This is a genomic window from Blastocatellia bacterium (assembly GCA_035573895.1).
In the GTDB taxonomy this organism is placed as follows: Bacteria; Acidobacteriota; Blastocatellia; order HR10; family HR10; genus DATLZR01.
The window spans coordinates 17,930-39,312 of record DATLZR010000173.1; the positions used below are offsets into that span (position 1 = coordinate 17,930).

Annotated in this window: 13 protein-coding genes and 2 tRNA genes; 9 read left to right on the plus strand and 6 right to left on the minus strand. The window is 59.6% G+C overall.

The window, feature by feature from the left end; translation table 11 throughout:
- Window positions 1–254 precede the first annotated feature (254 nt).
- The 6 genes from VNM72_15255 (at window position 255) to VNM72_15280 (ending at window position 5,601) form a co-directional block, all read left to right on the plus strand.
- A tRNA-Lys gene (locus VNM72_15255) sits at window positions 255–330 on the plus strand.
- Window positions 331–493: 163 nt separating this feature from the next.
- Window positions 494–579 (plus strand) — tRNA-Leu (locus VNM72_15260).
- 412 nt (window positions 580–991) lie between these two features.
- A complete protein-coding gene (gene pfp / locus VNM72_15265; protein HXF06752.1) occupies window positions 992–2,314 on the plus strand; it encodes a diphosphate--fructose-6-phosphate 1-phosphotransferase in 1,323 nt (440 codons plus the stop codon).
- A 125-nt stretch (window positions 2,315–2,439) separates the two neighbouring features.
- On the plus strand, window positions 2,440–2,982 hold the full coding sequence (locus VNM72_15270; GenBank protein ID HXF06753.1) for an SIS domain-containing protein: 543 nt from the start codon (window positions 2,440–2,442) through the stop codon (window positions 2,980–2,982).
- Between the two features lie 79 nt (window positions 2,983–3,061).
- On the plus strand, window positions 3,062–4,573 hold the full coding sequence (locus tag VNM72_15275) for a M48 family metalloprotease (GenBank protein ID HXF06754.1): 1,512 nt from the start codon (window positions 3,062–3,064) through the stop codon (window positions 4,571–4,573).
- 59 nt (window positions 4,574–4,632) lie between these two features.
- On the plus strand, window positions 4,633–5,601 hold the full coding sequence (locus VNM72_15280) for an alpha/beta hydrolase (protein HXF06755.1): 969 nt from the start codon (window positions 4,633–4,635) through the stop codon (window positions 5,599–5,601).
- 239 nt (window positions 5,602–5,840) lie between these two features.
- Here the strand turns inward: VNM72_15280 and VNM72_15285 are convergent, their stop codons facing one another.
- The 6 genes from VNM72_15285 to VNM72_15310 form a co-directional block, all read right to left on the minus strand.
- Window positions 5,841–8,093: a TonB-dependent receptor gene (locus tag VNM72_15285; protein ID HXF06756.1), complete on the minus strand. Its 2,253-nt coding sequence runs from the start codon at window positions 8,091–8,093 to the stop codon at window positions 5,841–5,843.
- A gap of 230 nt (window positions 8,094–8,323) precedes the next feature.
- The gene (locus VNM72_15290; GenBank protein HXF06757.1) at window positions 8,324–8,983 is read right to left on the minus strand and encodes a CbiX/SirB N-terminal domain-containing protein; all 660 of its coding nucleotides are present in this window, start codon (window positions 8,981–8,983) and stop codon (window positions 8,324–8,326) included.
- Window positions 8,984–9,285: 302 nt separating this feature from the next.
- Entirely contained in the window at window positions 9,286–11,682 is a 2,397-nt protein-coding gene (locus VNM72_15295) for a TonB-dependent receptor (protein HXF06758.1), read from the minus strand.
- Between the two features lie 658 nt (window positions 11,683–12,340).
- Window positions 12,341–12,727, minus strand: a complete 387-nt coding sequence (locus tag VNM72_15300) for a DHHA1 domain-containing protein (GenBank protein HXF06759.1) — start codon at window positions 12,725–12,727, stop codon at window positions 12,341–12,343.
- Complete coding sequence (locus tag VNM72_15305; GenBank protein HXF06760.1) at window positions 12,715–13,554, minus strand: alanyl-tRNA editing protein; 840 nt, start codon at window positions 13,552–13,554, stop codon at window positions 12,715–12,717. The genes VNM72_15300 and VNM72_15305 overlap by 13 nt, the downstream gene beginning before the upstream one ends.
- Before the next feature lie 165 nt (window positions 13,555–13,719).
- Entirely contained in the window at window positions 13,720–16,953 is a 3,234-nt protein-coding gene (locus VNM72_15310) for a TonB-dependent receptor (GenBank protein ID HXF06761.1), read from the minus strand.
- Window positions 16,954–17,284: 331 nt separating this feature from the next.
- On the opposite strand from VNM72_15310, the gene VNM72_15315 reads away from it, so the two are divergent.
- The 3 genes from VNM72_15315 to VNM72_15325 all read left to right on the plus strand — a co-directional run bounded on the left by VNM72_15315 (window position 17,285) and on the right by VNM72_15325 (window position 21,360).
- Window positions 17,285–18,667 carry a metallophosphoesterase gene (locus tag VNM72_15315; protein HXF06762.1) on the plus strand — a complete coding sequence of 461 codons (1,383 nt, stop codon included), beginning with the start codon at window positions 17,285–17,287 and terminating at the stop codon, window positions 18,665–18,667.
- Window positions 18,664–19,590: a PD-(D/E)XK nuclease family protein gene (locus VNM72_15320; protein HXF06763.1), complete on the plus strand. Its 927-nt coding sequence runs from the start codon at window positions 18,664–18,666 to the stop codon at window positions 19,588–19,590. The genes VNM72_15315 and VNM72_15320 overlap by 4 nt, the downstream gene beginning before the upstream one ends.
- Window positions 19,591–19,794: 204 nt before the next feature.
- The gene (locus VNM72_15325) at window positions 19,795–21,360 is read left to right on the plus strand and encodes an aldehyde dehydrogenase family protein (protein ID HXF06764.1); all 1,566 of its coding nucleotides are present in this window, start codon (window positions 19,795–19,797) and stop codon (window positions 21,358–21,360) included.
- The last annotated feature ends 23 nt before the right edge of the window (window positions 21,361–21,383 follow it).

Below are 21,383 nucleotides of genomic sequence, written 5' to 3' on the forward strand. Positions count from 1 at the left end.
GACAATTTTCCCGGGTTCTTGACCGAAATGACGCTTGGACTCCGATCCATTACGCCGTACGGGAGATCATCGAGTGCTTCATCACGCAATCTTGACACACTCTCTACCAATGGATAGATTTACAGTCTCGCCGGTGGTCTTTGACAGAGAGTCAGCGGTGGAAGAGGGTTTTTCCAGCCTGTCCTGCCGGGCGCGGCATGGGTGGGAAGCGAATGTTGGGGAGAAACGTGCTGCGTTCGTCATCATCTTGAGGTGGGCCGTTAGCTCAACTGGTAGAGCAGCGGACTCTTAATCCGCGGGTTGGAGGTTCAAGTCCTCCACGGCTCACCATTCTCATACACAGTGGGCGGAGAGTTGTTGGCAGCATGGGCTCTCAGCAGATGAGGAAACGACGGCAGGCTGGAAAGCCCGTGCGACTTTTAGGTCAGCCAACGGGAGGGCTGCTGACTGTTCTGGAGAGATCGCGCGAAGCCGCTGGCTCTTTTCCGCTTCTGCGAAAGTGGCGGAACTGGTAGACGCGCCAGACTTAGGATCTGGTGGCCTCGTGCCGTGGGGGTTCGAGTCCCCCCTTTCGCACCACCTCAGGTAAACCTCCTCGCAAGTGGTCAGACCTCCACCTGAAGCAGTTCCGCTACCCGTCTCGTCAGAGGCATGATCTAACCTTTCCATCCTCGCCTGCTATTGCTCCTCACGGTCATGCATGAACCAGCTCAAGTCTACGATTACTGTGGGCGAAGGTCACCAGTTACCGGCCAAAAACAACAGTTGCGTGGAGCGAATCGGGGGAAGAGGTACTTTATTAGTGCAGAAGCCGATTTCTGGCTGTTGAAGCGGCGAGGCTACAGAGTAAAATTCAAGGTCCGGAGGCCGACTCCACCTGGAACAATCAGCTTCTCGCCGGGAGGTCCTGTGACAAGTGAGAAAATTTTCCCGCGATTCAGTATTGTGCTACCATTAGACGCTCACCAACACAAAGAGGAGGATATCACCCGTGACAACGGCGGCGAAATCGTCAGCGACACCGCGCCTGGGAATTCTCGTGGGAGGGGGACCCGCGCCGGGAATCAATGGCGTCATCAGCGCCGTTGCGCTCGAAGCTGGCAATCGAGGATGCCAGGTTGTCGGCATCTATGATGGGTTTTCCTGGTTGATGAAAGGAAATATCGAGCACGTCACCTTTCTGGAGCGAGACGTCGTCTCGCGGATTCACTTTCAAGGTGGCTCTATTTTGAACACCTCGCGGGCCAACCCAACGAAAACCACTGAGGACCTGGATCGCGTCATCCATTCGCTGGAAGCCTTGCAGATCCGCTATCTCGTGACCATTGGGGGCGATGATACGATGTTTGCTGCCAGCCGGGTCGCCGAACGAGCTCAGGGGAAAATCCGCGTCTGTCACGTCCCCAAGACGATTGATAATGACCTGCCTCTGCCGGGAGAAACTCCCACGTTTGGCTTTGAAACGGCCCGGCAGTTGGGGTTTGAGCTTGTGCGAAACTTAATGGAAGATTCCCGCACGACCAATCGCTGGTACTTCGTGGTGGTCATGGGGCGATCCGCCGGACATCTGGCGCTCGGCATCGGCAAGGCCGCTGGAGCGACGCTCATCATCATTCCGGAGGAGTTTCCCGGTCCCGTGCATCTGGACACGATCGCTGATGTGCTCGAGGGCGCTATTCTCAAGCGCCGCGCTCGCTGGCAACGGCGGGATGGAGTGGCCATTATCGCTGAGGGATTGCTGGAACGAATCCCCGAGGCTGAACTGACACAGATTGAAGGCGTTCGCATCACCCGCGATGAGTATGGCCATCTGCGCCTGGCCGAAATGGATCTCGCCCACATTCTCAAGACGGTCGTGGAACGGCGATTTGCTGCTCGTGGCGATTCGATTGCTATCGTTCACAAGAGTATTGGCTATGAAGTTCGATCTGCTCCTCCGGTGGCTTTCGATTGCGAGTATGTGAAAACACTGGGCTATGGAGCAGTTGAATTCCTTCTCAATCCGCCCCCTCAATGGGCGCATCTGACCGGAGCGCTTGTCTATGTCAGCGAGGGTCAACTCACTTACGCTCCGTTCGAGACGCTCATGGACCCGCGCACCGGTCGGACGCAGGTCCGACTGGTGGATGTGAGCAAACCGACCTATCGCATCGCCCGTGAGTATATGATTCGGCTCGAGCGGGAAGACTTTGAAGATCCCGACATGCTTCGCCAGCTCGCGGCCGCAGCTTCGACGCCGCAAAAGGCCATGACGCCGGAGGAATTCGCTCAACGATTCTCCCATGTGGTGACTGATCTTCGCGGGGGAGTATGACCATGACGGAACGATTGGACAGCCCATCTCAACCCAGCAGTTCGGATGCTCCAGCGGCTGCGGCCAGCCGCTCTTATGAATCGGCCGTGCGAACGTTTCTGGACACAGCCCTGGAGCAGCTTCAGATGCTCCGACAGCAGTTGGGACCGGGATATTTTGATCGCGCCGTTGACCTCATCATGGCGGCCGAGAAGAGCGGTGGGCGCGTCCACCTCACCGGGGTGGGAAAACCGGAGTATGTGGCTACCTATATTGCCGCTTTGCTCAACAGCACGGGGACGCCCGCCTATTTCCTGCACGGCACGGAAGCCGTCCACGGCAGCGCCGGTCAGGTGGTTCGCGGCGATGTCGTCATCGCCATCTCCAACAGCGGTGAGACCGACGAGCTGAAAGAAACCGTCACCGCCGTCAAGCGCATTGGAGCCTCCATCATCGGGGTCAGTGGCCATGCCGACTCCTGGCTGGCTCGGCATTCCGATGTCTTCCTCTTCGCCGGTGTCACAAGTGAGGGGGATCCACTCAATCTCCCACCTCGCACCAGCGTGCTGGCGGAGATTTACGTCCTGGCCGCTCTGTCGGTGGCTCTCCAGGTCTGCAAAGGGCTCACCAAACAGCAGTACAACCTTTTGCATCCCAAAGGGAGGCTCGGTCGGCTCTCGGCAGAGTAGCTCCTCCCCGGTTGACCAACGCTCCGCCGGGCGGCAGAATCTAACCGATGAGCCCTGTCATGAGCGAGGTGACGATGCCATGATGAGAAAATTCAAACAGTTCATCGCCACAGTAACACTAGCTGCCTTTCTCTCTCTGACATTCCTGCCCCCGCGAACTTCCGCCCATCGGCTCCCGCAAACGGCTCCGTCGCTCGCGCAAATCGTCGAGATGTCCTACCTGGATATCCTCACGCTGGCTCCCACCGTGACGATCAACCCCCGGGAGGTGGAAGCCTTTCGCGCTCAACTGGAGAAAGAGAGAGAAACCAAGCAAGCTGCTCTCAAGCAGGAAATCGAGACGTTAAAGCGCCAGGTCGAAACGGAAAAGAAAAAGCTTGATGCCCTGAATCGGCGAGCCTCCCGCGACGATGAGGCCGCGGCCAAAGAGCGCCGCGAGATTCACTGCCAGATTCAACGCCTGCGAAAGAAACTCGTCGAGAAGGAGGCCGTTGAGCGAAAAACCATTGACGTCAACTACGAGAACAAGGAAGCCAAGCTCGACCTCCTGCTGCGATGGCCGCAAGAAAAGCAAAAGATTGATCAGGAGATCCGCGCCGGACTCGCCCGCCAGCGTCGCTTTGGAAACGTCGAAGATATCGGCATCCGCGAGGTCGGCGAGGGGCAGGAAAAAGACATCAAGGCAGGAGAGGAAGCCATTCGCGAACTGAAAGCCCTGGGCCTCATTCCCGCTGAGTTCAAGGATGAACAGGTCGAGAGCTACATTCGTCATCTCGCTGAGTATATCGCCAGCAATTCCGATCTTCGTGTTCCCGTCAAAACGACCGTCCTGCTGACGGAGGAAATCAATGCTTTTGCACTTCCCGGTGGATTCCTCTTCATCAACACGGGGCTGATCCTGGAAGCCGATACGGAATCTGAACTCGCTGGCGTCATCGCCCATGAGATTGCTCACGCTGCAGCCCGTCACAGCCATCGTCTCTCCCAACGCGCCGCCATCGCTTCGATCCTCTATCAGGCCGCTCAAATCGCCGCCTACATTGCGACCGGCGGTGTTGTGGGGCTCCTCGGCTACTACCTCTTGCAGTATGGACTGGCCGGACTCGGCTTGCTCATTGACCTGAAACTGCTGGGAGTCAGCCGGGAGTTCGAAATAGAGGCCGACCAGCTCGGCGCTCAATACCTGTGGAAGAGCGGTTACGATCCTCGCTCCTTCGTCACCTTCTTCGACAAAATGGCGAGCAAGCAAGGCTACGCGCGGAACACGAGCTTCTTCCGCACCCACCCGGCGTTTGCCGATCGCATCTTTCAGAGCTTCCGTGAGTTCGCCTTCCTTCCTCCGAAAGAGGAATACATGACCGATAGCACGGAGTTCCATCAGATCAAGGACCGTCTGAAGAAACTCGCCAAGGAAGCTCTGGAGAAGGAAAAAGAGAAGGCCAGGAAACGACCACGGCTGCAGAAAGAGGAGCCCTGTCCGGATGATGAATCCTCACCGCCGAAGAAGGAAGCCGATACGATGAAACCTCCGGCGGCGGATAAGAATCTCCTGCCGGGAACAGGGCTCGGCTGTCCGGTCAGCTTTGAGTGACATAATCTCTCGGCATCATCAGAGGGCACAACGCAGAGGTTTTAGGAGAGGAACCGGTCATGACATGTATTCCCGCGCTCGCGATGGTCTTGCTTGGCCTCCTGATGACAACCCCGACGACTATGGCGAAATCTCGTAAAAAACCTCGACTCACCCATCGCTACGCCACCGTCAACGGCGTCCGCCTCCACTACGTCACCGCCGGCAAAGGACGAACCATCCTCTTCCTTCACGGTTTCCCCGAGTTCTGGTACGCCTGGAAAAATCAACTGGAAGACTTCGGCACGGAATACCGGGCTGTGGCTCCCGATATGCGAGGATATAACCTCTCGGAAAAACCAGCCTCCGTTGACGACTATCGCTTGAGCATCCTCGTCGAAGACGTTAAAGCTCTCGCCGACCACCTCAAAGCGAAGCCGTTTATCCTCGTCGGTCACGATTGGGGAGGCGTCGTGGCCTGGGCCTTCGCTCTGACGTACCCTCATTATCTGGAGAGGCTCATCATCATCAACGCTCCTCATCCGGCGATCTTTCAACGGGAGTTACGAGAGAACCCCGCCCAACAAAAGGCCAGTCAATACATGCTGCTCTTTCGCCGTCCCGACGCAGAGCAACTTCTCTCGGCCAATCAATATGCTGCGCTCGTTCAGGCCGTTCTCGCTCAAGGACTTCAACGAGGGTATTTCACGGAGGAAGATCGAAAAGCCTATCTCGAAGCGTGGTCGCAACCGGGAGCCCTTACCGGCGGACTGAACTATTATCGTGCTGCCCGCGTCGGTCCGCCCTCGTCGGCTGACGACATCAGTGACACGGGATTGAACCAGAATCTTCCTCCGGGCCTCATCACAGTTCCTACGCTCGTGATCTGGGGAGAGCAGGATACGGCTCTGCTCACGGGAAACCTGAATGGCCTCGATCGGTATGTCAGCTCGCTCACGATCCATCGTGTCGCTGATGCCGGTCACTGGATCGTTCACGAAAAGCCCGACCTGGTTAACTCTTTGATTCGTGCTTTCATCAAAAAGTGAATGTGCCGCCGCTACGCGTTGAACCCACCTCGAATGTGATTGCGTCATAGGGATGCAGCGGGAGGGATCCGCGTCGTGGATCAAAGCGACGGTCTGACGTATTTTCCCTCTTTTTCCAAAAAGAGCCCCGCCAGGCATGCAAGGGGACGCAGAGGATTTTCCGTGGTTTCCGGGCGGCAGCCCGCACTCCACGAATGATCCTCCGCGTCGTCCAATCCGTCCGTCCGCTCGCTCTATTCTCATTCCCGAGATCGGCGTAACTCCAGCCTGAACCCGACGCGCACCGTGCGCCCGGGATCGGCGCGATCGAACGTCGGCGGCACGAGCTTCAGTTTCGGATCGGTGCTGTCGGCGAGATTATCCACCGCCAGAAAAACTTCCGCGCCTCCCCGGAGCCGCTTCGCTGTATACAAATCCCAGATCTGATAGCCCTCGGCCCGGGTCGTCGGCGAGAGCCACCACCGGCTGAAGTATGTCCCGCGCATATCAAAGCGGAGCCCGATCCGCTCATCTCCCCACGAGATTCGCACGACGCCCTGATGCCGATGCCGTTGTGGAAGATAGAGGCCGGTTTGTTTATCGCGCGCATCCAGATAGGTATAAGCGCCCGCGATCCCAAATCCCCACGGCAAGCGCCATTCAGCATCGGCTTCCAGGCCCGAGGTGCGGATGTTCGTAAGATTGCGATAGAGGAAGAGCAGCCGATTGAGCGCCGGACTGAAGCTCGGATCAATGCCAAACTGCGCCATGATCGCTCGCAGTTGCTCCGGCGTCGAAGGACGCCCGAGAAGTTGCGTGTCTATTAAATTCCACACATCGTTGCGAAAGAGGTTCACGGCGAGGCGAAGCCCGCGCCGGTTGTAATCGGTTCCGAGCTGAAATGTCCGCGAGGTTTCCGGTTGCAGGTTCGGGTTCCCGATGACCTGATAAAGGTTCGTGGGATTGAAAAAGCGAAAGTAAAGCTGGCCGAGATCCGGCGCGCGGAAGCCGCGACCGAACGAGGCGCGCACGCGGACGCTCTCGCTCAGCCGAAAGAGGGCGCCGATCCGCGGCACGGCGTGGGAGCCATAGCGAGAATGGGTGTGGTACCTTCCGCCAAGCGCCAGGACCAAACGATCATGAAGCGCCAACCGATCCTGGAGCCAAATATCCGTCATCCTGACCTGCTGCCCCGCGTTGTCGCCGAGCACGCGATTGAAGCCGCGATACTGATCCTGAGACCACTCGATCCCGCCTTGCAAGAACTGATGCCGACCGATCACTTGCTCAAGCGCCGCCTCCCCTCGAGCATATCTTTCGTTGAGGTTCGCCACGCTATCTATTGCGGCAGGCAGCGCGATGACGTCAATCTCCGAACGCTCATCATACCGGGCGAAATAGCCGCGCAGGGTCAGCCGCGTGAGCGGCCCGAGCGATGCCTCGGCCGCGAGCGCATAGTTCTGCATGCTGTCGGCCGCCGCGCTCACCTGTGGCCCTTGCTCGCCGATCGAACGCCCTCTTTCCGTATTGCGATAGGCGTTGCCCAGAAAGCTCAAGGCGAGACGCGGCGTCAGCTCGTATTTGAGCTTGAGGAGCAAATCATTCCTGTGGAATTTTGGACTGGTCGTATCGAACGTCGTCGGAGTCAGATCGTGATCGTTGGCCCGGTGTCGCTCGGCTTCCGCGTACCCGCTGAGCTTGCCCGAAGCGAACCCCATACCGCCACGAACGTCAAGTGTGCCGAAGCTTCCGCCAGAGATGACCAAATTGCCCTCCAGCGGAGATCGAGGCTCGCGGGTGATTAGGTTGATGACCCCTCCAATAGCATCCGAACCATAGAGCGCCGAAGACGCTCCTTTGACTACCTCGATGCGATCGAGTCGTCCGACCGACTGACGATTCAAATTGATGATGCCCGACTTGATGCCGCGCGCGCCCACAAGCGGCAGCCCATCGAGCAAAACGAGGACCTGGCGCGAATCAATCCCTTGAATCTGCTCGCCAGCGACGCCCGAACTGGCTAACCGACCGGTCGGCCGGATGAGAACTCCCGGCAGCTCAGCGAGCACATCGCCGACTCGTTCGTATCCCGTGTCGCGCATCGCCTCCTGAGGGATGACCCAAACGGTGGCTGTAGAACTCTCGCGCAGCTCCTCCTGGCGCGAGCCGGAGACGACAACCACTTGCTCGGAGATCGGCGCGGGCGATAGCACGACTTCCACTGCCAGGTTCTCCCCCGCTGTGACCTGAATGTCTCTGGTCTCGGTCGCAAATCCCGACCGCGCGACTGTCAGGCGATACTCTCCGGGATTGACCGTGAAAATGAACGTTCCCCTGTCATTTGTCAGCGCGCTCAACTCCAGGCCCGAGCGGCGGTCGCGCAGGATACACATCGCGTTGATGATCACCGCTCCTTGAGGATCAGCGACTGTCCCGCGAATGGTCGCCCGCGATCCTTGCGCGCTCGCCGGAAGGGATAATGCGATTGCGAAGAGCAGAGAAATACGCCTCATAGATGCCTCCTTTCTAGAAAGCGTCGCTCGCGCTGAGCGACTCTAAGTCCTGGCCGCGAAGGGAGGCGGTTGCCGTCTCCTTCGCCAGGGCAATTACGGGATCGAAATGGCTTGCTGTGCTCGGGTGGGTTGCCTACAATGAGGACGACCCACCGCGAGCGATCACGGCTGGGTTGGGGCGGACGCGCTCGCCATGGCCCCGAACCGGAAGCGAGCTAGTCCGCCCGGCGCTATTTATGCGGTTCGGGCTCCGCCTTCGCCGCAGGGAGAAAGCGCGTCGCCTGCGCGACGAACAGCCGCGTCAGTTCCTCCCCATCGAAGGGCCAGGCGTACACAATCTTCACCCGGGGATGAGCCTTCCGCGCCTGCTCGACTTTCTGAGCGATCTCAACCTCCGCGTGAGTCCCGCCCCGGATGAGCATCGTCGTCAGCACGACGATGCGGGTCGCTCCTTTCTGGATGGCGCTCGTGATGGCTTCGCCGACATCCATCCCGCAGGATTCGTTGTGCGCGACCTCGACGACGTCAAACCCTCCGACTTGCTTGATGCGAGAAGCCAGCTCGCGCACGGCCGCATCGTAAGGATCGTTCTGCGGCGTGCGCGGCCATCGGCGCATCTCGTGCTCCAGAGCGTGAAGCCGGGCCACCAGCTCAGCCGGAGCTTTCTCCTCGCCGCCAGCCTCCATGACCTGTCCCATCAGACGGCGGAACTCTCGAAGCTTCTCGCGCGGGAAGTCCTTTGCCGGAAGTCCATGTCCAACGATGACAACGGCCACGCGCTCCCTGTCAGCGCCAAAGACGCTAACCGGAGAGAACGTCCCTGAAAACACCATCGAAAGACATGCAACCAAACACGCGACCTGTATTCCATCAAAGCGACGTTGTGACATATTTCCCCTCCTTGAAAGTGTCCCTGAGAACGCAGGCTTCTCGCCCGCCGGATTTGATCGCGCGAGATGCGTGCGCTTTCAGGTTTTTCATCGTTCGTGACGTGCAAAAGCACATTGGTGATTCCATTGTGCGCCCGGATTCGTGGCGCATCAGTTCATCAGTCAATCTGTGCTCACGGGAAGGGCCGGGAGCGAGCGCCTGCAGGATGCTCGATGCCGAGAGCAAACGCTCCTGGTTTTCCTCACTCATGGCGAGCATCCTTTGATGGTTCATCTGACCGGCGGTCTTAACCATCCCCCGCTCAAAACTGGAACCGCAGGCCGCCGTGGACCAGCCGCGGAGGCCCGGGCAAAATTCCCCGCGTTCGATCGGCGATATACAGGCGATCGAAGAGGTTCTTCACCGCGACGAAGAACGTCAAACCGCGCGACTCCACGCGGTAGTTCATCGTCAGGTTCCAGATCGTATAGGCGGGAAGCAAACCCCGCTGGCCATCGGGCGTCGGCGCGATCGTGTTCAAATCGTCGCCGAATTGATCGCTCACGTGAACGGCCTCAAGGAACGCGTCAAATCCCCGCGGATGTGCATATCCGAACTGGAGATTCGCAAGGTGCTTCGGCGCATAGGGGAGGCGATTGCCGCTCACGCTCACAGTACCGAAGCCGGGAATGCTGCTCAGGCGCGTGCCGACGAACTTCGCCGTCGGGACATAGGTGTAGGCGGCGCGGGCATAGACATTGTGCGTCATCCTGAGCAGCGATCCCATGTCCACCCGGCCGGTGAATTCCATTCCTTGATGGAGAGTCTCTCCGGCATTGGTGAAGGTCGCGCCGAGGCCGCCGGCGACGCTCGCCGGGACGATCTGATTCTCGAAATCCATGCGGAAGAAGGTGGCTTCGAGTTTCAAGCCGGAGATGGGCCAGCTTCGCACGCCCACCTCATAGGTCCAGCTCCGCTCGGGATCGAGATCAATCGTTCCCCCCGCGTTGTCAATGATGTCCTCGGTGCGCGGCGGAGCGAATCCGCGATGCGCCCCGCCAAAGATCGTCGTGTGCGACGCTGGAGCGAACGTGATGCCGATGCCCGGGATGACCTCCGTCAGATGCGTGCGCCCGGCGGCGCCCGCCCCGCGATTCGCTAATCGGTTGGTGCGCTCATAGCGCACGTGCTCCAGGCGCAGGCCCGGCGTGATCGTCCATCGGCCGAGCAGAAACCGATGCTGGAGGAATCCCGAATAGGCCTGGTTCTTCCGCTCATTGTCCTCAACGATGATGCCCGTGCGGGCCGTCGGCGCCTGGCCGTTCATCTGTTTGCGATCCTGCCGCTCGAAGTGCGCCCGGAATCCGAACTCGGTCTCGCCCCGGATGCCCAAGATTCGGTCGAAGGCGCGCACGCGCGGTTCGATCCCCCAGGTGTAATATTTGCGCAGCCGCCCCTCGTTGCCGCAGGTCGTCAGCAAGTCCTCCATGCCGCGGCAGCCCGGATCGCCTCGCCGATTCGGGCGCTGACCGGAATTGCTCGACTGTCGCCACCAGTCGCGGAAGAACATCGAGCCGTAGAGGCTCGTCGTGAGCACGACGTCGTTCTTCAGGACATAGGCGTGAGTGACGGACGCCCCGTACCGATCTCCCAGGAAGCGATCGTTGAGGAACGGATTCTGACGCGGGTTGGCGAGGTATTCATCGAGCCGCAGGCCCGAATAGGTCACCTGGGAGTTCTCGCCGTAGTAATTCCCCTTGATCGTCAGGGCGTGCCTGGAGCCGAGCGCCGTGACGATCTTCACGTTCGCATCATTGAGACCCGTGCGCGTGTTCTCGCGCGCGCCTTCGCCTTGCTTGCGCATGTAATCGAAGAGCAATCCGGTGCCCCCCCACGTCCCGCCATAGGTGAGGTGCCCATTGAGGTAATCGCGATTGCCGCCGATGAGCGTCAGAGCGCCGCGTGGTTTCTCGGGGGGATTCGGCGTGATGTAGTTGATGACGCCGCCAATGGTCATCGGGCCGTAGAGGATTTGCCCCGATCCTTTGATGACTTCGATGCTCTCGAACCGATCCACCGGAGGGTGATAGTACGAGGCATTGTCGCCATAGGGGGCATAGGTGAGCGGGATGCCGTCCTCCAGGAGCAGGACTTTCGTCGAGCGCGTGGGATTGAGTCCGCGAATGCCGATATTCGGGCGCAGGCTGAACCCTTCCTCGTCGCGGGCGAACACGCCGGTGACCTTGCGGAGGGCCTCGTTCACGGTGAAGACGCGGCTCGCATCGAGCGCTCGCCGATCCAGAATCTCAACCGATCCGGGAACCCGCGTGAGCACTTCGGGCGTATCCACGATGGAGCTGGCGAGCACGGCCACTTCCTCGACAAGAGGCTGTGTCGAGAGTGCGAATTCGACGTGCGGATGGGCGCCGGATGTGAGCGTGAGATCGCGGGATTGAGTGGCGAAGCCTTCCGCCGAGACCTGAATATGGTAGTGGCCCGGACTGAGCCGCTCGAATCGAAAGGTTCCGGAAGGATCTGTCTGAACCATCCGGTGAACCCCTTTCTCCTGTTCCCAGAGCTGAACGCTGGCTGCCGGGATGACGGCGCCAGCCGGATCGAGCACGCGTCCGCTGATCTCTCCCCAGCGGACCTGAGCCCTGTTCGAGTTGCTTGCCCATATGAAGATGAGGCCGATCAACCACCACCCTCTGCATCTCATTTTCGCGTCCCTCCTCTAAGAAATTGAAAACGGTTTTCAATTCCACTTTATCTCAAACTCGATGGACTGTCAACCCCTTTTGCTCAGACCGGGAACCCTTTATCGTATACCCAGAGCGTGGATATGGCCGTTACTGAGGGCATCCCCGACGATCAAGAGGGTGTGGGGGGCCTCCGCCGGTGAGAGTGCGGCCTGCGCCCTGTGGGGCTCGAGAAAGGGAATTTCCGGCTCATGACGGGAATTCCTCGTCCTCAAAAAAGCCGGGAGCTTTAGCAGAAAAGCGCTCGGAATGAACCTTCCAAAGAGAGGGGATCCTCACGGAAGGCAGACTGCGTGTCCGGAACCGAGGAAAATCTCACCACCGATCGTCACAGATGCACGGAGCAGTGAGACAATCCCCGCACATCCGCGTACACCGCCGTGATTTTCCGAAAAGCTGCGCGTGGTGCGCCAGTGGACAACTGCCGCGACACCCGGAAACCGAGAATGAGAGTCCTCCCGACGGATGGAAAAGTGCCCACCAATCCGCGAGGAGAGATTTCAGGGAAACTAGGCGATTCCCCTTAACCGCCGGACGAGAGTGAAGCTTCCTCTGCCTGATCCGGGGGATCGTATCTCGCGTCGAGTGCGCAGTGGTGATTCGCTCTCGATCCGCGCATCAAGAGAGGTCCCGTTTGATAGCGTCCAGAGCAAGGCCGAGGGCATAATCAACCCGGTCACCATCTCTGATCGCCCCCTGAGCGAAGTCGGGCGCGCCGCCACCGCTTCCTCCAAGCGACAGGCACACGGATCGAAGCAATTCAACCATGTTCACGGGGAGATCCGCTGACCGGGCGAAGATGAGCCGAGCGCCGTTAGGCTCGCACACGCCAAGCAGGACAACGATCTGATTGTGTTTGATGAGAGTGCGAGCGAGCAGGCGAACGTCATCACTTGTTCGATCACGAAAGGTGCGAACCACGAGCCGGATCGCACCGATCATCGAGGCTTCCTGGGTCAGTCGTTCGGCTTCCTCTTCGGCGAGCCGTCGCGTCAGTTCGCGTATCGCCTGAGCGAGTGTCTGTGCTCTTGGAGGAGATGAGCGACCCTGGCGGGAATCTCCTCCCGTCCGGTCGTGAGCAGGGAAGCGACGGCTCTGGCCGCGTCGTTGGCCCGGCGATAGTCGCGCAGGGCACGACCGCCGCAGACGAATTCAACGCGGCACATTCGCTTGGCTCGCTCCCAGCCGCGAACGGCGATCAACCCCACTTCGCCGGTTCGATGCGCGTGAGTGCCTCCACAGGGCGACCAATCGAAATCGGCAATTTCAACGATGCGAGCACATCCGGTCACGGCGGGCTCTTTTCTCAGAGGAAACTGCACGAGTTGTTCCGGCGCCACGATGTGACAACGAACCTCACGATCCTCAAAGACGATTTGCGAGGCCAATTCCTCGGCCCGTCGGATCACGTCTTCGTCCGGCGACTCCAGGGTGAGGTCAATCGTGGACGTCTCCTCGCCGAAATGTACGCTGCGCGTTTCCGCTCCGGCCACCCGCAGGAAAGCTTGCGAGAGAATATGCTGGCCCGTGTGTTGTTGCATGAAGTCGGTCCGTCTCCGGGAATCAACCTCACCGGTGATCTCATCTCCCGGAGTGAATTCGGGTCGGCCATGAACGATATGGAGGATCCGCTCCCCCTGCGAATCCTCAACGACATCAACGACACGAAGCCCGCCGAGAAGACCGACATCATGAGGCTGACCTCCTCCGGTTGGGTAGAACGCCGTGCGATCCAGTACGACGGCGGTTCGATCCCCCATCGTGATGAGATCCTCAACGCGCGCGGTAAATGTGAGCAGTCGCCAATCCGTGTAGTAAAGTCGCTCGGTCATCGGTGGATATGCTAGCGGAATCCAGTCCCCGAAGGAAGGCGCGCTGTCACTCCGCACTTTTCTTGTGTTCCGAACGAGAAGGAACGTGCTGCGCTCCACGACCTGAACACGGGATCCCAACCGCCCGCTGCCTTCGGATGAGTTCTCCTGCCTGAGACGAGAGCATCAAAACTCGAGCCGCAGGCCGAGTTCCAGCGTGCGCGGGCGCCGCGTTGCCCGTGGTTGAAGAAAGACGGAGACGCCATCCCGCGTATCGAGCGGTCCGATGAATCCGGCCATGATGAAATTCGACGTGTTGAAGAGGTTATAGATGTTGATCCAGGGCTGAAGCTCCCACCCGTCGGTCAGACGAAACCGGCGCCCAAACCTCACGTCGCATCGCTTTTGCCCCGGTCCCTGAGCGACATTCCGGCCGAGCGTTCCATTGGTGCCAATCGTCGCAAAAGAGAACTGTCCGGCCATCGCCTGCGATTCGACGATCCGACCAGGCCGAATGAAGCGAATGGGGCCGATGCCGAGGAAGGTCGGGCGGTCCGTTTCGTTATCGTTGAGATTACGATCCTGGCCATTGGTGGTGATGGTAAACGGACGCCCCGACGACAGCGTCACGACTGACGTCAGCTCGATGCCGCCGAGAAATCGCGGCAGCTCAACCGTGCTCGTGACCACGAGACGATGGCGCTCATCAGTTCGACCGAGACCGCGCTCCAGACGGAGGTTGAACTCGTCTTGTGGTGAACTGGTATTGACGTCCACCGTGTCAATGAGCTTGGACAGGGTATACGACGCGCGCAGCGAAAATCCTCGGTGAAAGCGCCGGGTGACGATGACGTTCAATCCGTGATAGGTCGCCTGTCCGTCGGATTGAAGTTGTTCGACCTCGCCCAGTGTTGGGTTTGGTCGGAGAAACCGAACGGCATTCAGGGCGGCCAGAACAGGATCGGTCGTCGTCGCCCCACCGCCCTGGCCGTTCAATCCGAAGATGCGGATGCGACTGGCTCCGCTGCCGACATCGCGGAATCGTTGAGCGCTCAGATCAAAACGGACGAACCGCACGCCGACATCAACAATCTGGCGAGAACTGTTGTCGAAGGCCGTGCCTCCGTCGGGCGCGATGACGACTCCGGGAAACCCAGCGGGAGGGGCGAGCAAAAAGGAGACGAGCCCTCCGGGTGGAGGAATCGGCGCATTGAGATTACGATCCCGCCACAATTTCACCGTGCGGTTGAAGACATAGCTCACTTCGACGGCGAGCCGGGGCGCGATCTCCCGTTCGAGACCAAAACTCGCTTGCAGGCTGTAGGGAATGCGAAGGTTCGGGTTGATGCTCCGCGCCGTCCCGAGCGGGCGAATGAGGTCACGAACGAGAGGATGCGTCGGATCGTTGGGAAAGACCCGGGGAAATCCGCCGATCCGCATCAGTTCCTCGATCGGGCCGGTTGATCCGGGACCGCTGCCGAGATCAATCTCATAGACTCGGGACTGGACGGCGAAGTCCTCATAGGTGCGCAGCAGGACGCGATTGTAGAAGACGCCGAACCCGCCTCGAACGACTGTGCGATGATGGCCCTGTACATCCCAGGCGAAGGCCAGGCGGGGACTGACATTATTGTCGTCGTGGTTGATGAGGGTCTCGCGGTCATAGCGCACGCCGAGGCTGAGGGTGACCGTGGGGTGAATGCGCCATTCATCCTGCGCGAACAGTCCGAGGATGGTGTTCACAAGGGTCCGTTCCGATTGGCCGATGCGCTGGCGATAGCGCGAGGGCGTGCCGGCGACGAACTCGCCGAAGCTGGGAAAGTTGTAAAAGCCGAAGAAGAAACTCTCCTGCCGCGTCGCCGAGCGCAGACGCATGACATCCCCGCCCACTTTGATGGTGTGCCGGTGGATTTGCCACTGGAGCGTTTCCGTCCCCTGCCATCTCCGTTCGGCCCGGGCGTCGGGAAATCCCGACACCCCGGCAATGAATCCACTGGCGAATGGCAGACTCGATCCCCGACTGCTGCCGACGATCACACCCGGTCGCTCCGTCGCGGGACTGTTGCGTGGATCCAGCCGGGAATACTGAAGGCGAAATTGATTGACCGCCCTCTGACCGAGGACGAGCGTATCATGAACGGCATAGCTGGACGAGTTGCGGCGGCGGTCGAGGAGACCTTCGAACAGGGTCGCTCCTTGATCGCGCCCCCGCAGCCGATTCGTCAGCGTCGCATCAAAGCGAAAGGTCAGCGTGTGATCGGCTGACAGCGTATGATCCAGCCGACCGCTCACATACGAATGGCGGCCCGGCGTGTTGACGTCTTCCTCGAACAGAGCCACGGGAACGCCGTCGCGGACAAAAGGCCTTCCGGTCGGAACCTCTCTCAAGGGATAGCGAGGGTTGGCCTGTGGATCAACGGGCAGCAGCGCCACGATCGAATCGGTATCGGGTTCATCGCGCCGTTCGTAGACGCCGAAGAAAAAGAGGCGATTCTTGAGGAGTGGTCCCCCGAGGCGACCGCCGTACTCGCGTCGTTGAAACGGTAGTCGCTTCTGACCGCGAGCATTGCGAAAGAAGCTGTTGGCATTCAGACTCTCGTCCTGAAAGTCGCCAAAGCCCGCGCCGCGAAATTGATTGCCGCCACGACGGGTGAGGAAGTTGATCCGTCCGCCTGAAGCACGTCCGTACTCGGCGGAGAACTGGTTGGTGATGATCTGGACCTCGGCGATGGATTCGAGACTCGGACTCGTTCGCTCTCGCGCCAGGCGGTCGTCGTTGTTATCCAGACCATCAATGGTGATGTTGTTGGAGTAGGCGCGTCCCCCGGAGAGAGAAAAGATGCCCGCTTCCTGGGGCGTCTCCGGCAACGCATCCGCGGTGGCCGGATCCCCCAGATCACGCAGTTCGAACGGTTCCGCCTGCACATTGGCAAAAAGGAAGACGAGGTCGAGCGGATTCCGACCATTGAGGGGGAGACGGGCGATCTCCTGACCGTCGAGAGTCAAACCGACGACCGTGCGGGTGGGATCAATCATCGGAGGATCGGCCTGAAGAACGACGACGGCTTCGGTGACCGGAGCCACGGAGAGCTGAAAATCCCGGCGATAGGTTTGACCGGCCCGCAAAATAATATCGGTGACCTCCTGGGCGGTGAATCCCGGGGCCTCTGCCCGCACGCTATAAGTCCCCGCGTTGACGCTTGTGATCCGATACCACCCGTCTTCTCGTGTCAGCGCCGAGCGACGAGAACCCGTTGTTTTCTCCGTCAACGTGATCATCGCTCCCACGATGACATCGCCGCGAGGATCTCGAACGAATCCCTCGATGGCGGCATGATCGAGGTCATCGGCTCGGACAGATGGGAGGAAGAGGATCATCAACGAAGGAGCGAGAAGAAGCAACGGGACGAAGAGTCTCATACGTTGGACTCCTTTCTCTCTGGTTTATACTGAACGCACGGCAGAACGTGCGATGCCATGTGCTCGGTCAGCCCTCTGGAAGCGGTGAGTGCTGCAGGCCTGCCGGGAGGGAAACTCCCTTTGGCTCTCAGCACTCCTTATTCAAAAGGTCCACCGCAAGGGCCAGAGTATAGGCCAAAACCGCCGGCACTAACAAGCACACGCCGAGGGAATTGGTGGCTTGTCCCAAGAAAAGGTTCCCCGGTTCGGTCAGGGCCGGGCATGATAGCTGCTGCTTGACGTTCAAAAACGGCTGCTGGTAGCTTTGTTTTTGCTTGTGAGGAGAATGGCCATGATACTGATGTGGATGCGCCTGTCACGCTTCGCCCTGTTTGGCTTGGTGATCGCTACGGTTCTTTTTCTCATCCAGTATCGGCTTTATGTGAGAGCGCGGCGACATCTCCAGGCGATGGGGGTGAGTCCTCTGGGGCAACGACGGGTGTTGCTCATCCTTCGCGTCTTGTTGCTGATCATGAACCTCCCCTGGGTGATCGGAATCGGTGGGTCACTCCTGCTGGATTGGTCGCTCTTTTCCTCGTGGGAGAGGTTAGGATCGTGGGCGTCCTATGTGGTCTATCCGTTTGCGGTCTGGCAATACGGCTCGGTGATCGCTTTTGTCGTGCTGGTAGTCCTCGACGTTGTCCGAATGATCTGGCGATGGAGTCGAGCGGCTCTTCGATTCCTCGGTCGGTGGCCAAGGAGCATGGCGGCTGTGCCTCCTCAGCCGGAGGGAGGCGCAGGAACCTCCCCTGAGCAGCTGACTGTCACCGCGTCTTACTCCGCTCCGCACGGGCACGGACAGGGACCGGAGGAACGGCCGTCTGGGCAAGAATCTCGGCTCCTTCTGTCCCGACGGCGGTTCATCCAAACGGCGGGCGTGAGCATCGCCACATTGCCCTACATCGCCTCCGCTTATGGAGCGATTCAAGCCGCCGATCAGTTCGTCATCGAGCGCGTGGATATTCCACTGCCGAATCTGCCGGATGCGCTCGTCGGGTTGACGATTGTTCATCTGACCGACATCCATGTCGGGCCGTTCATGAGCGAAGAGCGATGGCGCGAGTACGTGCGGGTGGTCAATCGGCTGGAACCGGATTTGATCGTCCTCACGGGAGATTATGTGGCATCCTCGGCACGCTCGGCGATTCCCTTTGTGCGGGGGGCGGCGGAGTTGCGCGCGCGGTACGGCGTCTTCGGCAGCCTGGGCAATCACGATCGCTTCACCGAGGCGGTGCCGCTGCTTGTCGAGGGATTTGCCCGACACGGGATGAAGATTCTTTACAACGAGCAGGTGTGGGTGAGAACCCCTGGAGGACGGATCAATCTCATCGGGATTGACTATATCGGGCAATCGGGGCGGGGGTTTGCTCGGGCTCTTCGAGGGCTTCGCCTGGAGGGACCTTCGATCCTATTGTCGCATCAACCGAACGTCTTTCCTCAAGCGGCCGGGCGCGCGATTGATCTCACGCTTGCCGGTCACACGCATGGGGGCCAGATGGTGGCCGATCTCGCCGGGATTCGCCTCTCCCCGGCGCGATTGATCACCCCCTACGTGGCCGGTCTCTACGAACACGGAGGAGCCAAACTCTACGTCAGTCGGGGGCTGGGGACGACGGGGCCCCCCGTCCGTCTCAATGCGCCGCCGGAGATCACCCTCATCAGGCTCGTTCGATGACCGAACTGAAGAACGAATTCAGTTGGTCTGTGAGCCGACATCGCGCCTTTGAAACCTGTCGGCGGCTGTATTTTCTCCACCATTATGCCCACTGGGGCGGCTGGGAGTACGGAGCCGATGAGCAGGCCAAAAAGTGTTATCTCTTCACCAAGATGCACACCCTCGATAGCTGGGCGGGTGACATCATTCACCGCACGATTGCGGCGGCGCTCAAGCGCCTGTGGCAGGGACAATCGCCCAACCTCGATGCGATGAAGCAGCAGGCCATCAAGCACCTCCGCGACGGATGGACGCAGTCCAAAGAGCGGCTCTGGGAGCAAAATCCCAAAAAGTTCGTCAATTTGTTCGAGCATTACTACCGGATCGAGATTTCCCCCGAACGCACGGCGGAGTTGAAAGCGCGCGTCCTGGCCTGCCTGGAGAACTTCTGGAACTCGCCGGTCCTCCGGTTCATTCGCTCGGTTGATCGCAGCGGTTGGAAAGCCATCGAACAGCTCACTCGCTTTCGCCTGGGTGAAATCCCCATCTGGATCAAGATTGATTTCGCGCTCCTCGATCAGGGCCACCTCTTCATCTACGACTGGAAATCGGGAAGGGAAGACGAAGAGGATCGGAAACAGCTCGTATGCTATGCGCTTTATGCCGTTGACCAATGGGGTATCCCTCCCGATCGGATCACCATCGTTCCGTTCTATCTCCGGGAGAATGCGGTCCGCGAGTATACGCTCACAGCCGAGGAGATCATCAACACCAAGGAAGAAATTTTCCAGAGCGCGGCCGAGATGCTCGCCCTGCTCGATGATCCGCGCGAGAATCGCGGACGCATTGAGAATTTCCCCATGACGACCGACCGGCGAAAATGCGAGCGTTGCTTCTTTCAGGAAATTTGTTACGGTGGGCGCTTCCAGCTCGGGCGTATGTGAGGACGCAAGCAGCGGCATGCTCTTTGAGAGGAGTTTTTTCACGCCGGTCATACCCCGAACCCCTCTCGCGGATGGATCGGGGCCGATCCGTCACACGATCCGCGCGCCTCTGGTGGTGAATTTCGGGAGGAGACGTAGCGCGGACTTTCGAGTCCGCGAAAAAGCGCAGGCTGAGAGTCCACGCGACATTTTTCGGAGGGGAGAATGAGCTGCATCGAGATAACAGATGTTCTCCGGTGCATCAACCCAGCCACGGGGGAACTGTTGGGCAACGTCCGTATCACGACGCCGGAGGAAGTACACGATGCCGTCGCCCGGGCCCGTCGGGTCTTTCCGGAATGGGCGCAGTCGAGCTTCGCCGAACGGCGCCGGATCATCCTGAACGTGCGTCAACGAATACTCGGCCAGATCGAGGAAATTGCAACGCTCATCACCATGGAGACGGGCAAGCCGAAGGTGGAAGCGCTCTCCTGTGACATTATCCCGGCGCTGGAAGCGATAACTTTTTTCGCTCGAAAAGCCGAACGGATTCTCAAACCGCAGCGGATCGGCCTGGGCAAATATCATCTTCTCGGGCGCACGTCGTTTCTTCGCTTTCATCCGCTGGGCGTCATCGGCATCATCGCGCCGTGGAATTTTCCCCTGGGCATTCCCCTGAGCCAGATTGTGATGGCGCTGATGGCGGGTAACGTGGTGGTGCTCAAACCGAGCGAGCATACGCCGCTTGTGGGATTTCTCATCGGAGAACTCTTTCGCACCGCCGGACTCCCCGAGGGAGTGCTGACTCTCCTTCAGGGGGATGGTTCGACCGGAGCGGCGCTGGTGGAAGCCGGAGTGGATAAGATCATTTTCACCGGGAGCGTGGCGACGGGGAAGAAGGTCGCGGCGGCTGCCGCTCGCACGCTCACGCCCGTCATTCTGGAACTCGGCGGCAAGGATCCCATGATCGTGCTCAAAGATGCCGACCTGGAGGCGGCTGCTAGCGCCGCCGTCTGGGGAGCTTTCTGCAATTCCGGGCAGGTCTGCGCCTCCGTCGAACGCTGCTATGTTGATGAAACCATCGCCGACCAGTTCATCGCTAAGGTCGTGGAGAAAACGAGGAGGCTCCGACAGGGAAGTCCCGACGATCCGGATGTGGACGTCGGAGCCATGATCAGCGAGGGTCAATTGCGTCTGGTCCAACAGCACGTGGATGAGGCCGTCCGACGCGGGGCTATCGTCCTCTGTGGCGGCGAGCGCAATCGCGCCCGGGAAGGCTTCTTCTATCAACCCACTGTGCTCACCGATGTGGATCTTGAGGCGACCCTGCTTCGGGAGGAGACGTTTGGACCGGTCCTGCCGATCATTCCTTTTCGCACCGAGGAGGAGGCTCTTCGCTGGGCCAATGACAGCCCTTACGGATTGACGGCCAGCATCTGGACGAAAGATATCGAACGGGCCAAGAAACTGGCCGCTCGCATCGAAGCCGGTACCGTCATGATCAACGAATGCACCTACACCTACGCGCTGGCGCAGACTCCCTGGGGCGGGATCAAAAGCAGTGGCATCGGAATCACCCATTCGCCGCTGGGATTGAGGGAGCTTGTTCGTCTCGAACACGTTCACATCAATCGCTTCCCCCGGCTGAAGGATTTCTGGTGGTACGGCTACTCAGAAGAAGTTTACCGGCTGTTCATCGCCCTGGCGCGATACTTCACCTCGCCGTCGCTTATCGAAAAAATCAGGGCGCTTCCCTGGCTCCTTCGAGGGCTCAGGCTGAAGAAGTACTGAATCCTTCCAGACCGGCCCTTTTC